The sequence below is a fragment of the Lentzea sp. NPDC051208 genome, from assembly GCF_040682435.1.
Lineage (GTDB): Bacteria > Actinomycetota > Actinomycetes > Mycobacteriales > Pseudonocardiaceae > Lentzea > Lentzea kristufekii.
Genome location: NZ_JBFBAW010000029.1, coordinates 21,250 through 34,784 on the forward strand (window position 1 = coordinate 21,250; position 13,535 = coordinate 34,784).

At 68.8% G+C, this 13,535-nt stretch carries 12 protein-coding genes and 1 pseudogene; 7 read left to right on the forward strand and 6 right to left on the reverse strand.

Annotated features, from left to right (window positions below):
• Positions 1 to 3 precede the first annotated feature (3 nt).
• The 7 genes from AB0M48_RS41685 to AB0M48_RS41715 all read left to right on the forward strand — a co-directional run bounded on the left by AB0M48_RS41685 (position 4) and on the right by AB0M48_RS41715 (position 10,622).
• Positions 4 to 1,026 (forward strand): Gfo/Idh/MocA family oxidoreductase, encoded by a 1,023-nt coding sequence (locus tag AB0M48_RS41685; RefSeq protein ID WP_363853652.1) that lies wholly within the window; start codon positions 4 to 6, stop codon positions 1,024 to 1,026.
• Complete coding sequence (locus tag AB0M48_RS41690) at positions 1,026 to 2,045, forward strand: NAD-dependent epimerase/dehydratase family protein (RefSeq protein ID WP_363853655.1); 1,020 nt, start codon at positions 1,026 to 1,028, stop codon at positions 2,043 to 2,045. The genes AB0M48_RS41685 and AB0M48_RS41690 overlap by 1 nt, the downstream gene beginning before the upstream one ends.
• A gap of 234 nt (positions 2,046 to 2,279) precedes the next feature.
• Complete coding sequence (locus tag AB0M48_RS41695; protein WP_363853658.1) at positions 2,280 to 3,407, forward strand: DegT/DnrJ/EryC1/StrS family aminotransferase; 1,128 nt, start codon at positions 2,280 to 2,282, stop codon at positions 3,405 to 3,407.
• A 148-nt stretch (positions 3,408 to 3,555) separates the two neighbouring features.
• Entirely contained in the window at positions 3,556 to 8,331 is a 4,776-nt protein-coding gene (locus tag AB0M48_RS41700; protein WP_363853661.1) for a DUF4082 domain-containing protein, read from the forward strand.
• A 7-nt stretch (positions 8,332 to 8,338) separates the two neighbouring features.
• The gene (locus tag AB0M48_RS41705; RefSeq protein ID WP_363853664.1) at positions 8,339 to 8,986 is read left to right on the forward strand and encodes an acetyltransferase; all 648 of its coding nucleotides are present in this window, start codon (positions 8,339 to 8,341) and stop codon (positions 8,984 to 8,986) included.
• Positions 8,983 to 10,065, forward strand: a complete 1,083-nt coding sequence (locus AB0M48_RS41710; RefSeq protein WP_363853666.1) for a DegT/DnrJ/EryC1/StrS family aminotransferase — start codon at positions 8,983 to 8,985, stop codon at positions 10,063 to 10,065. The genes AB0M48_RS41705 and AB0M48_RS41710 overlap by 4 nt, the downstream gene beginning before the upstream one ends.
• Positions 10,062 to 10,622, forward strand: coding sequence for an acyltransferase (locus AB0M48_RS41715; RefSeq protein ID WP_363853668.1), 561 nt, complete (start codon positions 10,062 to 10,064; stop codon positions 10,620 to 10,622). Before AB0M48_RS41710 ends, AB0M48_RS41715 begins: the two co-directional genes overlap by 4 nt.
• Before the next feature lie 49 nt (positions 10,623 to 10,671).
• Here AB0M48_RS41715 and AB0M48_RS41720 read toward each other — a convergent pair whose 3' ends face one another.
• The 6 genes and pseudogenes from AB0M48_RS41720 to AB0M48_RS41745 all read right to left on the reverse strand — a co-directional run bounded on the left by AB0M48_RS41720 (position 10,672) and on the right by AB0M48_RS41745 (position 13,502).
• The gene (locus AB0M48_RS41720; RefSeq protein ID WP_363853671.1) at positions 10,672 to 11,127 is read right to left on the reverse strand and encodes an Imm1 family immunity protein; all 456 of its coding nucleotides are present in this window, start codon (positions 11,125 to 11,127) and stop codon (positions 10,672 to 10,674) included.
• Positions 11,124 to 11,348 (reverse strand): annotated as a pseudogene (locus AB0M48_RS41725) (DddA-like double-stranded DNA deaminase toxin); the annotation flags it as partial. The gene AB0M48_RS41720 and the pseudogene AB0M48_RS41725, both read right to left, overlap by 4 nt.
• Complete coding sequence (locus AB0M48_RS41730; RefSeq protein WP_363853675.1) at positions 11,306 to 11,569, reverse strand: hypothetical protein; 264 nt, start codon at positions 11,567 to 11,569, stop codon at positions 11,306 to 11,308. The pseudogene AB0M48_RS41725 and the gene AB0M48_RS41730, both read right to left, overlap by 43 nt.
• Before the next feature lie 32 nt (positions 11,570 to 11,601).
• On the reverse strand, positions 11,602 to 11,865 hold the full coding sequence (locus AB0M48_RS41735) for a hypothetical protein (RefSeq protein ID WP_363853678.1): 264 nt from the start codon (positions 11,863 to 11,865) through the stop codon (positions 11,602 to 11,604).
• Positions 11,866 to 11,881: 16 nt separating this feature from the next.
• On the reverse strand, positions 11,882 to 12,628 hold the full coding sequence (locus AB0M48_RS41740; RefSeq protein ID WP_363853680.1) for a maleylpyruvate isomerase family mycothiol-dependent enzyme: 747 nt from the start codon (positions 12,626 to 12,628) through the stop codon (positions 11,882 to 11,884).
• A 106-nt stretch (positions 12,629 to 12,734) separates the two neighbouring features.
• The gene (locus tag AB0M48_RS41745) at positions 12,735 to 13,502 is read right to left on the reverse strand and encodes a hypothetical protein (RefSeq protein WP_363853683.1); all 768 of its coding nucleotides are present in this window, start codon (positions 13,500 to 13,502) and stop codon (positions 12,735 to 12,737) included.
• Positions 13,503 to 13,535 lie beyond the last annotated feature (33 nt).

The window sequence follows — 13,535 nt, forward strand, 5'->3', positions numbered from 1 at the left end:
GACGTGATTGGCCTTGCTGTCATCGGTGCCGGGTACTGGGGGCCGAACCTCGTTCGCAACGCCCAGGCCACGCCGGCACTGCACCTGCGCTACCTGTGCGACCTCGACGTCGAGAAGGCCCAGCGCGTGCTGGGCCAGTACTCGACGGTGCGCGCCACCGCGTCGCTGGACGAGGTCCTCGCCGATCCCGACGTCCACGCGATCGCCATCGCCACCCCCGCCGCCACGCACCTGCCCGTCGCCCTCGCGGCGCTGGAGGCCGGCAAGCACGTCCTCGTGGAGAAGCCCCTCGCGGCCAACTTCGAGGACGGCCTCAAGCTCGTCGAGACCGCCGAGCACCGCGGCCTCACGCTGATGCTGGACCACACCTTCGCCTACACGTCGTCGGTGCAGCACCTGCGCAAGATCATCCGCGGCGGCGACCTCGGTGACATCCAGTACATCGACTCGGTGCGCATCAACCTCGGTCTGGTGCAGCCGGACGTCGACGTGCTGTGGGACCTCGCCCCGCACGACCTGTCGATCTTCGAGGCGATCCTGCCCGACGACGTGCGCCCGGTGGAGGTCTCGGCGCACGGCTCCGATCCCATCGGCGCGGGCGTCGCGTGCGTCGGCCACCTCACGGTGCGGCTGTCCAACGGGGCGATCACGCACGTGCACGTGAACTGGCTGTCGCCGACGAAGATTCGCACGATGGTCATCGGCGGTTCGCAGCGCACGGCCGTGTGGGACGACAACAATCCCGCGCAGCGACTGTCCATTTACGACCGGGGAGTCGACCTCTCCCCGGAGCAGCAGAAGATCTCCTACCGCACCGGCGACATGGTCGCGCCGGCGCTGGTGGAACGCGAGGCGTTGCGGTCGATGATGGCGGAGTTCGCCGCGTCCATCACCGAGAAGCGCGCGCCGCTGACCGACGGCCGCGCGGGTCTGCGCGTGCTGGCGGTGCTGGAGGCGGCGTCGGAGTCGTTGCGCTCCGGCGGGGTCTTCGTTCCCGTTCAACAAGTCGAAGGCAGGGTTTCTTGATGTCGGCCCCCAATGATCTGGCCCTGAAGGATCTGGCTCAGCCGATCACCGGTCAGCGCGCGCTCGTCACGGGCGGCGCCGGAACCATCGGTTCGTCGGTCGTGGACCAGCTCGTCGAGGCCGGCGCGGCCGAGGTCGTCGTGCTGGACAACTTCGTGCGCGGCCGCCGGGAGAACCTGGCCTCCGCGCTCGAGTCCGGTGTCGTCCGCATCGTCGAGGGCGACATCAACGACAAGGCGCTGGTGCGCGAGCTGACCGAGGGCAAGGACCTCGTCTTCCACCTCGCCGCCATCCGCATCACGCAGTGCGCCGAGGAACCGCGCCTGGCGCTGGAGTGCCTGGTCGACGGCACGTTCACGATTCTGGAGGCCGCCGCGGCCGCCGGGGTGAAGAAGGTCATCGCGTCGTCGTCGGCGTCGATCTACGGGCTCGCGGAGTCGTTCCCCACCGACGAACGGCACCACCCGTACAACAACGACACCTTCTACGGCGCCGCGAAGGCGTTCAACGAAGGCATGTTGCGCAGCTTCAAGGCCATGTACGACCTCGACTACGTGGCGCTGCGCTACTTCAACGTGTACGGCCCGCGGATGGACGTCCACGGTCTGTACACCGAGGTGCTCATCCGCTGGATGGAGCGCATCGTCGACGGCAAGTCGCCGCTCATCTTCGGTGACGGCGCCCAGACGATGGACTTCGTGCACGTGCACGACATCGCACGCGCCAACATCCTCGCGGCCAGGGCGCCGGTCACGGACACGGTGTACAACATCGCGTCCTCCCAGGAGACCTCGCTCAAGGAGCTCGCCCTCGCGTTGCTTGCCGCGATGGACTCCGACCTGCCGCTGGAGCACGGCCCCGAGCGCAAGGTGAACGGCGTGACGCGCCGGCTCGCCGACATCAGCCTCGCGGCCACCGAGCTCGGGTGGAAGCCCGAGATCGAGATGGACGGCGGACTGCGCGACCTCGTCGCGTGGTGGCGTGCCGAGAAGGCCGCCGCCGAGCAGAACGCCGGGTAACACCCCCGAAAGCCGCGGCCGCGGCGCCGCCGGCACCCCCAGGTCGGCGTGCGCCGCGGCCGCACCCTCCAGCACGAACGTTCGCTGGACCGGCCGGAACCCACCGCCGTCGGGCTCCGGCCACACCCCGCCGTCAGCGGGTGCCGTCCTGCTCCTCTCCGCCGTCGAGCAGGACGGCATCCGCGGGCACCAGATCCACCACCCCGATGAAGGGCAGTACCAGTGATTCCGGTTATGCGGCCGTTGCTCGGTGAGGAAGAGGCGCTCGCCGCCGCCGAGGCCGTCCGGTCCGGCTGGGTGGCGCAGGGCCCCCGGGTCCGGGAGTTCGAAGAGGCGTTCGCCGCGTCGGTCGGCGCCAGCCACGGCGTGGCCGTGTCGTCGTGCACCACCGGCCTGCACCTCGCCGTGCACCTGCTGGGCATCGGCCCCGGCGACGAGGTCGTCGTGCCGTCGTTGTCGTTCATCGCCACCGCGAACGCCGTGCGCTACACCGGCGCGACCCCCGTCTTCGCCGACGTCGAGGCCGGGACGGGCAACATCAGCGCGTCCACAGTGGAACCGGTGCTCACCGAGCGCACCCGCGCGGTCATGGTCGTGCACCAGGCCGGCGTGCCCGCGGACGTCGACGCCCTCAAGGCGTTCTGCGAACCGCGCGGCATCGCGGTGATCGAGGACGCGGCCTGTGCCGCGGGCTCCACCTACAAGGGCAAGCCGGTCGGCACGAACGCGCTGCTGGCCGCCTGGTCGTTCCACCCGCGCAAGCTCCTCACCACCGGTGAGGGCGGCATGGTCACCACCGACGACCCCGACTGGGCCGTTCGGCTCAAGCGCCTGCGGGAACACGGGATGAGCGTGTCCGCCGCGGACCGCCACAACGGTGGGTCGGCCGTCATCGAGCAGTACCTGGAGACGGCGTTCAACTACCGGATGACCGACATCCAGGCCGCGGTCGGCCTGGTGCAGCTGTCCAAACTGGACGCGATCATCGCTCGTCGCCGTGAGTTGGCCGCGCGCTACCACGAGTTGCTGGCGGACACCGGCCTCGTCGCGGTGCGGGACCCCGAGTACGGCACGACGAACTACCAGTCGTTCTGGGTCTGGCTGCCCGAGGGCGCCGACCGCCAGGAAGTCCTTGCGGGCCTTGCCGAACGCGGTGTGAGCGCACGGCGCGGAATCATGGCGTCACACCTCGAACCCGCCTACGAGGGTCACCCCTGCGCGGAACTGCCGGTGACGGAGGCCTTCACGGCCCGGACGCTGATCCTTCCGCTCTTCCACGACATGACCGAGTCCGAACAGGACACCGTCGTGTCAGCGTTGTCGGAAACTCTCCACACATCCCGGCTGACCGTGCGTGGTTGAAAGATAAAGATTCAACCCCCACAGGAACATTTTTGTGTTGACACGTAACAGTTTTAACCAGATCGCCGACGTTCGGAGTAGCAGCCCTGTGCTGTCCAGCGTAGTGCGCGGATCACACACGGTAACTCCGTCCGAGAGGTGAAACCCAATGGTGGCTCAGCAGTCGCGTCTCGTGCGGGTGCTTGTGATCACGGCATTAATCGCATCGACGATGTTCGTGCTCGGCGTCTTCAACCCTCCGAAGGCCAACGCCGCTCCGTGTGACTTCCCCGTCACCAACAAGGTCGCGTGTGAGAACACGCAGACCGGGGCGGACAACTGGCAGGCCCAGTACCGGGACGACACGATCCTCGGCTACACGACGGACATCAGCTACAACGTCGGCCAGACCGTCAGCTTCAAGATGCTGACGTCGGCCTCCTCGTACAAGCTCGACATCTACCGGATGGGCTGGTACGGCGGCAAGGGCGCCCGGTACATGGGCACGGTCAACCGCAACACCCCGCAGAACCAGCCACCGTGTCTGCGGGACACGCCGTCCGCGCTCGTCGACTGCGGCAACTGGGCCGTGTCGCTCACCTGGAACATCCCGTCCACCGCGGTCTCCGGCATCTACTACGTGCGCATGACGCGCAACGACACCGGTGCCGAGAACGAGATGGCGTTCGTCGTCCGCGACGACAGCTCGACCTCGAAGATCTTCTTCCAGACCTCCGACGCCACCTGGGTCGCCTACAACCGCTACGGCGGCAACAGCCTCTACTTCGGTGACGGCCCCGGCCAGGGCGGCAGCTCGTACAAGGTCAGCTACAACCGCCCGTACACCGGCGGTGACGGCGACGAGAACTTCATCTTCAACGCCGAGTACCCGATGCTCAGGTTCCTGGAGCGCAACGGGTACGACATGAGCTACACGACCGACGTGGACTCCGCCCGCCGCGGCAACCTGATCAAGAACCACAAGGTCTTCATGGCGGTCGGCCACGACGAGTACTGGTCGAACGAGCAGTGGAACAACGTGATGGCCGCCCGTGACGCGGGCGTGCACATGGCGTTCCTGACCGGCAACGAGATCTTCTGGAAGACCAAGTGGGAGAAGAGCATCGACTCCTCCCAGACCGACTGGCGCACCATCGTCTGCTACAAGGAGACGAAGGGTGCCCAGAACGACGGTGAGAACACCTGGACCGGCACGTGGCGAGATCCGCGCTACAGCCCGCCTCAGGACGGCGGCAGGCCCGAGAACGCGTTGCTCGGCAACATGTTCACGGTCAACGGCCGGCGTGACGACGCGCTGCAGGTCCCGGCCGCGTACGGCAAGATGCGGCTCTGGCGCAACACCGACCTGGTGAACCTCGCCGCGGGCACCACGTACACGTTCGAGCCCGGCACGCTGGGCTACGAGTGGAACACCGTGTACGACAACGGCTTCCAGCCCGCCGGTGTCGCGCAGATGTCGCGCACCACGGTCAACCTCGACGGCTACTACGCCCTGAAGAACTACGGCGACGAGTACGGCTCCAGCACCGAGACGCACGCGATCACGTACTACCGCGCGCCTTCCGGCGCCCTGGTGTTCGGTGCCGGCACGGTGCAGTGGGCGTGGGGGGTCGACGACGAGCACGCGTTCCCGACCAACACGCCGACGTCGGACAAGCGGATGAAGCAGGCGACGGTCAACTTCCTCGCGGACATGGGCGTCCAGCCCTACCAGCTGTGGGGAGCAGACCAGCTCGTCATCTCCGGCGCCATCAACGACAACGCGGCACCCGGCGTGCAGATCACGACCCTGCCGGCGCAGTCGACGGTCGGCCAGCCCTACACCTTCAGCGGCACCGTGATCGACGCCGCCGGCAAGGTCGCGGGCGTCGAGGTCTCGACCGACGGCGGCACGCGCTGGCACTACGCCAACTGGCAGGCCGGCCAGACGTCGTGGAGCTACACCTACACGCCGAACCAGTCCGGCACGGCACAGCTCAGGGTCCGCGCGGTCGACGACTCGCTGAACCTGTCCACGCCCGTGTCCGCCACGCCGAGCGTCACCGCCAAGACCTGCCCGTGCGGCATGTTCTCCGGCTCGGAGGTCCCGAAGGTCGCTTCCGCCAACGACAACTCGCAGCTCGAGCTCGGCGTGAAGTGGCGCGCCGCGAGCAACGGTTACGTCCGCGGCGTGAAGTTCTACAAGGGCACCGGCAACACCGGCACGCACACCGGCAGTCTGTGGTCGAGCAACGGTGACCTGCTCGCCACCGGCACGTTCACCAACGAAAGCCCGACGGGCTGGCAGACGCTGCTCTTCCCGCAGCCGATCGCGGTGAACGCGAACACGACCTACGTCGTGTCGTACTACACGCCGACAGGGCACTTCGCCTACGACACCGGCGGGTTCTACCAGCAACAGGCGTACATGCAGCCGATCACCGGCCTGCAGTCCGGTGTGGACGGACCGAACGGCGTCTTCCGCTTCGGCGCCGGCTTCCCGAACCAGACGTTCGACCACACCAACTACTGGGTCGACGTGGTGTGGGCGACGGACCCCGGTCCCGACGCCCGCGCGCCGATCCAGAGCGCGATGTCCCCGGTGGCCAACGCCGGTTCCGTCGCGCTGAACACCACGGTGTCCGGCACGTTCGACGAGAACGTCACGCTCGCCTCGGCCCAGGTCACGGTGACCGGTCCGTCGGGTGCGATCACGGGCACCAAGTCGATCTCGAACGACGCCCGCACGATCACGTTCACGCCCTCGGCACCACTCGCGGCGGCCACGGCCTACACCGTCACGATGAGGGCGGCGGACGCGGCGGGGAACCTGTCCTCGCAGGCGAACTGGACGTTCACGACTGGCTCGCCGCGCCCGGCGACCTGCCCGTGCACGGTCTGGGACGACTTCGCGGCACCGGCGGTGATCGACGCCGGTGACACGAGCCAGGTCGAGGTCGGCACGAAGGTCCGCTTCGACGGCAAGGGCGAGGTGCTCGGCGTCCGCTTCTACAAGGGCACCGGCAACACCGGCACGCACACCGGCTCGCTGTGGACCTCCACGGGTCTGCTGCTCGCGACCGGCACGTTCACCGCCGAGACCACGTCCGGCTGGCAGAAGCTGATGTTCAACTCGCCGGTCCAGGTGCAGGCGAACACGACCTACGTCGTCTCGTACAACGCCCCGAACGGCCGTTACTCGGTCACCTCCGGCTACTTCAACGGCCAGGAGGCGAGCTACCAGTCGCTGCACGCGTTGCAGAACGGCACGGACGGCGGCAACGGCGTCTACAAGTACGGCAGCGGGTTCCCGAACTCGTCGTACAACGCCACGAACTACTGGGTCGACGTCATCTACCGCAACGGCCTCAACGGTGACACCACGCCGCCGACGATCACGAACCGCACGCCGGCCGTGAACGCGACGAACGTGGGCCTGCAGACCGCGCTGACGGCGACGTTCAGCGAGCCGGTCGACCCCGCGTCGGCGCAGATCTGGCTGAAGGACCCGAAGGGCGGCAAGCTGTCCGGCTCGGTGTCGCTGTCCGGAGACCAGAAGACGGTCACCTGGACGCCGTCCGGCAAGCTCGTGCCCGGCACGCAGTACCAGGCGCGCGTGGGCATCGCGGACGTCAACGGCATCGCGATGACGGCCGCGGCGGAGTGGACCTTCACGACCACGACGACCGCGACCTGCCCGTGCTCGCTGTTCAGCACGGCGACGGTGCCGGACGAGACGTCGGCCGACGACTCGGGCGCGTACGAGCTGGGCGTCCGGATCACCCCGACCCAGTCGGGCCAGATCACCGGTGTCCGCTTCTACAAGGGATCCGGCAACACCGGCACGCACACCGGCAGCCTCTGGAACTCCAGCGGTCAGCGCCTCGCCACGGGCACCTTCACGGGTGAGACCGCGACGGGCTGGCAGACGCTCACGTTCGCGCAGCCGGTGATCGTCAGCTCCGGCCAGACCTACACCGCCTCGTACACGACGACCACCGGGCACTACGCGGTGAACGCCGGGTACTTCGGTACGGGTCCGGTCAACTCCGGTCCGCTGACGGCGCCGCAGGAGACGAACGGCGTGTTCACGCCGGGCTCCGGGTTCCCGGCCACGACGTACGGCTCCGGCAACTACTGGGTCGACGTGGTCTACCAGCCCAACGCGGACAACGTCGCTCCGGTGGCGCAGTCGCACACGCCGCTGAGCGGTGCGTCCGAGGTGGCGCTGAACTCGGCGATCACCGTGTCGTTCGACGAGCCGGTGGATCTCAACTCGGCGCAGTTCGACGTCACCGACCCCGGTGGCGCGAAGATCGCCGGCACGCGGACGCTCTCGCCGGACAGCAGGATGATCACCTTCACGCCTGCCGCCAGGTTCGCGGCGTCCACGGTGTACTCGGTGACCGCCAAGGCCGCGGACACGTTCGGCAACATGATGGCCAACCCGGTCACGTGGTCGTTCACGTCGGCGACGACGCAGACCTGCCCGTGCTCGCTGTTCAGCGCGGCCACCGTTCCGACGGTGACCTCGGCTGACGACAACGGCGCGTACGAGCTGGGCGTCAAGTTCACGTCGAGCACGAACGGGCAGATCACCGGCGTGAAGTTCTACAAGGGCGCGGGCAACACCGGCACCCACACCGGATCGCTCTGGTCCGCGGACGGCCAGCGCCTGGCCACCGGCACGTTCTCGAACGAGACCGAGTCCGGCTGGCAGACGCTGACGTTCACGCAGCCGGTGGCGATCACCGCCGGCACCACGTACACGGCGTCGTACACGACCACCACGGGTCACTACGCCGTGAACGCCGGCTACTTCGGCTCGGTGACCTCGCCGCCGCTGGGTGCCGCACCGTCCGCCGGTGTGTTCACGGCCGGGTCGGGATTCCCGAGCACGACCTACAACGGTGGCAACTACTGGGTGGACGTGGTGTTCCAGTGATGCACCTGTGACCGCAAGGCCACTGCTGTTCATCGGGGCAGGTGGACTCGCTCGCGAGACTCTCGCGGCGGTCCGCCTCCTCCCGGAGACGTGGAACCCCGTCGGGGCGCTCGACGACTCCACCGCCCTGCACGGCACCCTGATCGACGGGGTGCCCGTGCTGGGCGGGCTCGACCTCCTGGCTGATCATCCGGACGCGGCCGTCGTGGTCTGCATCGCGAGTGCGCGGCGGTCGCTGGTCCGGCTGAGCGTGGCCAGGAAGCTCGACCTGCCGGACGAGCGATGGGCGACCATCGTGCATCCGGCGGCCGTGACCTCCGGTGCTTCTGTGGGCGCCGGAACGATTCTGCTCGCGGGAGTCGTCATCACGACCCCGCTGGCGCTGGGACGGCACGTGGTGGCCATGCCACAGGTGCTGATCACCCACGACGACGAGGTGTCGGACGGCGTCACGTTCGCCGGCCGCGCCTCGCTCGCGGGGTCCGTGCACGTGGGGGAGGCCGCGTACCTGGGACAGGGAGCCATGGTGCGCGAGGGTGTGAAGATCGGCGCCGGTGCCGTGATCGGCATGGGAGCCGTTGTCCTGCGGGACGTTCCGGCAGGAGAGACGTGGGCCGGCGTGCCGGCCCGCCCGTTGCGTGGGGAGAGCGCGTGATCGAGATTCCACTGGTGGACCTGCGTGCCCAGCACGAGCAGGTGGCCGACGAGGTGGCCGACGGCTGGGCCGAGGTGCTCAAGACGACAGCCTTCATCAACGGCCCCCAGGTCGCCCGGTTCGAGTCGGAGTTCGCCGCCTACCAAGAAGTTCCGCACGCCATCGGTGTCGGCAACGGCACCGACGCCATCGAACTGGCGTTGCGCGCGCTGGGCGTCGGCCACGGTGACGAGGTCGTGCTGCCCGCCAACACGTTCATCGCCACGGCCGAGGCCGTCGCCCGCGCCGGTGCGACGCCCGTGCTCGTGGACTGCGTGGACGACACGCTCCTGATCGACGTCGACCAGGTGTCCTCCGTGGTCACCTCGCGCACCAAGGCCGTTGTGCCGGTGCACCTCTACGGCCAGGCCGCGCCGGTCGAGCTGCTGCCGCTGGGCCTGCCGGTCGTCGAGGACGCCGCCCAGGCCCAGGGCGCGCGCCGCAACGGTGTCGCCGTCGGTGGCCTCGGTGCCGCCGCCGCGACCTCGTTCTACCCCGGCAAGAACCTCGGCGCGTACGGCGACGGCGGCGCGGTGCTGACGACGTCGGACGCCATCGCCGAGTCGGTGAAGCTGCTGCGCGAGCACGGTTCGCCGCGCAAGTACGAGCACCCGGTGCTCGGCTTCAACAGCCGCCTCGACACGCTGCAGGCCGTGGTGCTGTCCGCGAAGCTGCGCCGCCTGGAGGGCTGGAACCAGGCCCGCCGCGCCGCCGCGACCCGCTACACCGAGCTGCTGGCGGACGTCGAACGGGTTCGCGTGCCGATGGTCCTGGACGGCAACCTGCCCGTCTGGCACCTCTACGTCGTGCGCGTACCGGAACGCGACCGCGTGCTCTCCGCCCTGCACGCCGCGGGAATCGGCGCCGGCATCCACTACCCGACGCCGCTGCACAAGACCGGCGCGTTCGCCCACCTGGACGGCTCGTACCCGGTGGCGGAGACTTCGGCCGGGGAACTGTTGTCGCTGCCGCTGTTCCCGGAGATCACCGAGGCCCAGCAGACCCGCGTGGCCGAGGCGTTGAAGGAGGCGCTGCGATGACCGGAGTCCGCGTGCACCCCAAGGGGCTGTGCGAGTCCGAGGACGTCGGCGACGGCACGCGCGTGTGGGCGTTCGCGCACGTGCTGCCGGGCGCGCGCATCGGCCGTGACTGCAACATCTGCGACGGCGCGTTCGTCGAGTCGCGCGCGGTGCTGGGCAACAACGTGACGGTCAAGAACGGGACGTTGGTCTTCGACGGCGTGACGTGCGAGGACGACGTCTTCCTCGGCCCGAACGTGCTCTTCACCAACGACCTGCGGCCTCGTGCGCACGTCAAGAAGACCGGCGACGCGCTGGAGACCACGCTGGTTCGTCGGGGTGCGACTCTCGGCGCCGGTGCGATCGTGGTGTGCGGGACGGAGATCGGCGAGCACGCGTTCGCGGCGGCTGGTGCGGTGATCACTCGCTCGGTGCCTGCGCATGCGTTCGTGGCGGGTAACCCGGCCGTGGTGAAGGGCTGGGTCTGCGCCTGCGGGGTGCGGCTCTCAGACGACCTGTCGTGCCCCGAGTGCGGGATCCGGCACGAGGAGACCCCGGACGGCCTGAAAGCCGTCTGAGCACACGTTCAGGGCCGCCGAAGCCAGGGCTTTGGCGGCCTCTCCCGTGTCAGAAGGTGTCCGCTTCCTGCCACTGAACGCAGTCCGGACGCACGCCGGTCGACTGGAACTCACGCAACGCCTTGCCCACCGAGGACAGCGGCAGCACTGCATCGGCGGGGAACTCCCTGCGGCTGTCGACGTCGCGATACAACGTCGGCGCGTCACCGGCAGGCTCGTCGGCGCGCGTCATCCAGATGCCTTCAACACCCTCAGAGGTAGGTCCGAAGTAGAGCATCGCACCAACCTCGCCCCTGTGGGCGACACCGATCTTGAACATGCGGTCGGGGATTTCCGCGAGCCCGCGGGTCGGCAGCTCGGGTGCGGAAACCTGCGTCGGGTGCGGCTGCTCGTGCTCGACGAGCTCGCGGAGCACGAGCTCCAGGTCCGACTCCGAACGAACCGACACCGGCTCGTCCGCGTCGTGGGTGTCGGTGTAGTACCAGACATCCAGCGTGTAGCTCACCGCGTGTCCCTTCCGCGAAACTCCCGCGACCTTACTGGGTCGTGCACTCGTAGCACCTGACCTGGGCCGAGCACCCATGGCAGCAGCTTGGCGCAGGACAGGACGCCGCTGCAGACCTTGTTGTTGATGACGAGGTCGACGCGGTCGGCTCCGCCCTGACTCATCCTCCAGGCAACCTTCATCTCACGTGCTTGGTGGTCTCGATCCGTTTCGGGTCGATGATGCCGTTCTCGATCAGGTAGTCGTTGATCCGCTCGTGCTCGCCGTCCGGCTCGCTGCCGCTCTGCACGAGGTCGCTGTGTCCGTCATCGTCGAAGTACCGACCACTCGTGATCTGGGCGGGAAGGGTCCTGCGCTGTTGCTCGTCCCAGCGAAGTTCAGGTTGCGGTGTCGGAGGTGCGGACGCCCACACCGCTGTCCGGGGCGAGGCAGGTGCCCCCACCTGGGATCCCTTTGCCGGAGCTCCGTCGCCCATCAGTGCGGAGACGATGCCGGCGATGCCCTTTGAGCGGCGTCAAGGCGCTCCAAGAGTTCCGCGACGACTGGCTTGACCTGGGCAAACTGTTCTGCCGTCTGCTCGATCTCCGCGGTCAGGCCGTAGGAGCCTTCGCCCGCAGTTCTGACCAGGTCGGCAGCGGCGTCGGCGAGTTCTTCCGCCGCCACCATCGGCGCCGCCGCAGCAGCGGCTTTGTCAGCCGCGTTGCGCAGCGCTTGCGCGATCTCCTCGAGCATCGCCACCGCCGACTGCCCTACCCTAGGCGGGTTCCCAGGCCACGAGCCGGTCGAAGACGCGCAGGTGGTCGCCCTCGCCCTTCAGGTCCGCCGCGGTCTTGCGGCCGTAGAAGGACAGCACCAGATCGCTCGCCGTGCCGCTGAACGACGCGTCGGCCGTGCCAGGGACCTCACCGACTCGGGCGCCCTCGGCGTCGAGCGTCACGCGCCAGGAACGGCCCTCGGTGGCGTGGTAGTCGACGATCGTGGGTTCGTGCGGCCACGGGGACGTCGTCGCGACGCAGGTCGTCTGGAACTCCTCGACGCCGTCGAGCGCCACCTCGGCCGGCAACGGCTGCGGGGCGCCGATGGTGAGCTGGGCATCGTAGGTGTGGACCGCGATCTCCTGGAGCTGGTGACGGGCGGCGGTGCCGGTGGTCCGCGGCGACTGGAAGTCGCTCCACCACGCCCAGCAGCCGCGGTCAGGGCCGGACTCCTTCAGCGCCTCCACCAGCAGCCGCGACGACTCGGTCATCCACGCCACCAGGTCTTCGCGCGGTGCCACGGCGGGGGTGCGGGCCGGGGGAGCGTCGGCCGGGCCCGCCGCGACGATCTCCGCCCACTTGCGGCGGCCGTCGCCCAGGTGCTGGACCAGGTCGTACAGCGTCCAGCCCGGGCAGGACGGTACCGGTGCGTCGAGGTCGGGTGCGGCGGCGATCGCGGCGCAGAAGGCGGCGGTCCGTTCCTCGATCAGTCGCAGCAGGTCGGGGAACGCCAGAGTGGTGTGCACGCCGCTGTCTATCACCGCGATCTAGGTGCCGCACAGCGATTTTGGGAGCGCTGGACGCGGGCGGAGTGGTGACCGGTGGCTGGGGCCCTGCTGGTCTGGACGGCGCTCAGCCGGGCTGCGGTGTTGATCGGGAAGTCGGGTCCGGTGCGTGCTCCAGCACGATTCCTGGCACGACTTCCTGCTGTGTCTCGGGCCAGGACTGCGGGGCCGGGCCGAAGGCGCGGCGGGCTGTCCGCACGGCCAGGGCGGCGACGGTGGCGTTGGCGGCGCCGCCGATCACCGCGCCGATGCCGAACGGGACCACCCGGCCGAGCACGATGATTCCCTGCTTGGTGCCGTACTTGGTGATGAAGTTCTTGCCCAGGACTTTGTTGATCTGCTTCAGCGTCGCCATGGGCACCTTGTTGACGAGCTGGCGGCCCCAGTGCTGGCCGGTGCGTTCGGCGACCTTGCCGATGGTCGCGGAGCCGGACTCGCCGAGCAGGATTCCCATGACCAGTGTGCGGCGGCGTTCGATCTCGTCGAGCTGGATCCCGTGGACCTCGGCGACCGAGAGCGCGAACAGGGTGCTCAGTTCGAGCGACGAGAAGAACTCGCCCGCCGAGAGCGCCAGCGCTACCCCGGTGCCGACGGCGGGCGCTGCCGCGGTGGCGCCTACCGCGGCTCCTGTGCTTGCCAGGGCGCTGACGTACATCTTCTCCAGGCTGCTGATGACCTCCGCCGGTGTCGCGTCGGGGTTGCGCTGGCGGGCGCGGGCGATGTTCTTGCGCACCAACGGTGTCTGCAGGCCGATGGCCTTGTCCAGCAGGTCCAGGACCCGCTGGCCTCCTCCGCTCGACGCCGGGACCGGTTCTTCGAGGGGATCAGAGGTCACACCGAGCTCCTTCGCACGTCGCGGTTGTCGGTG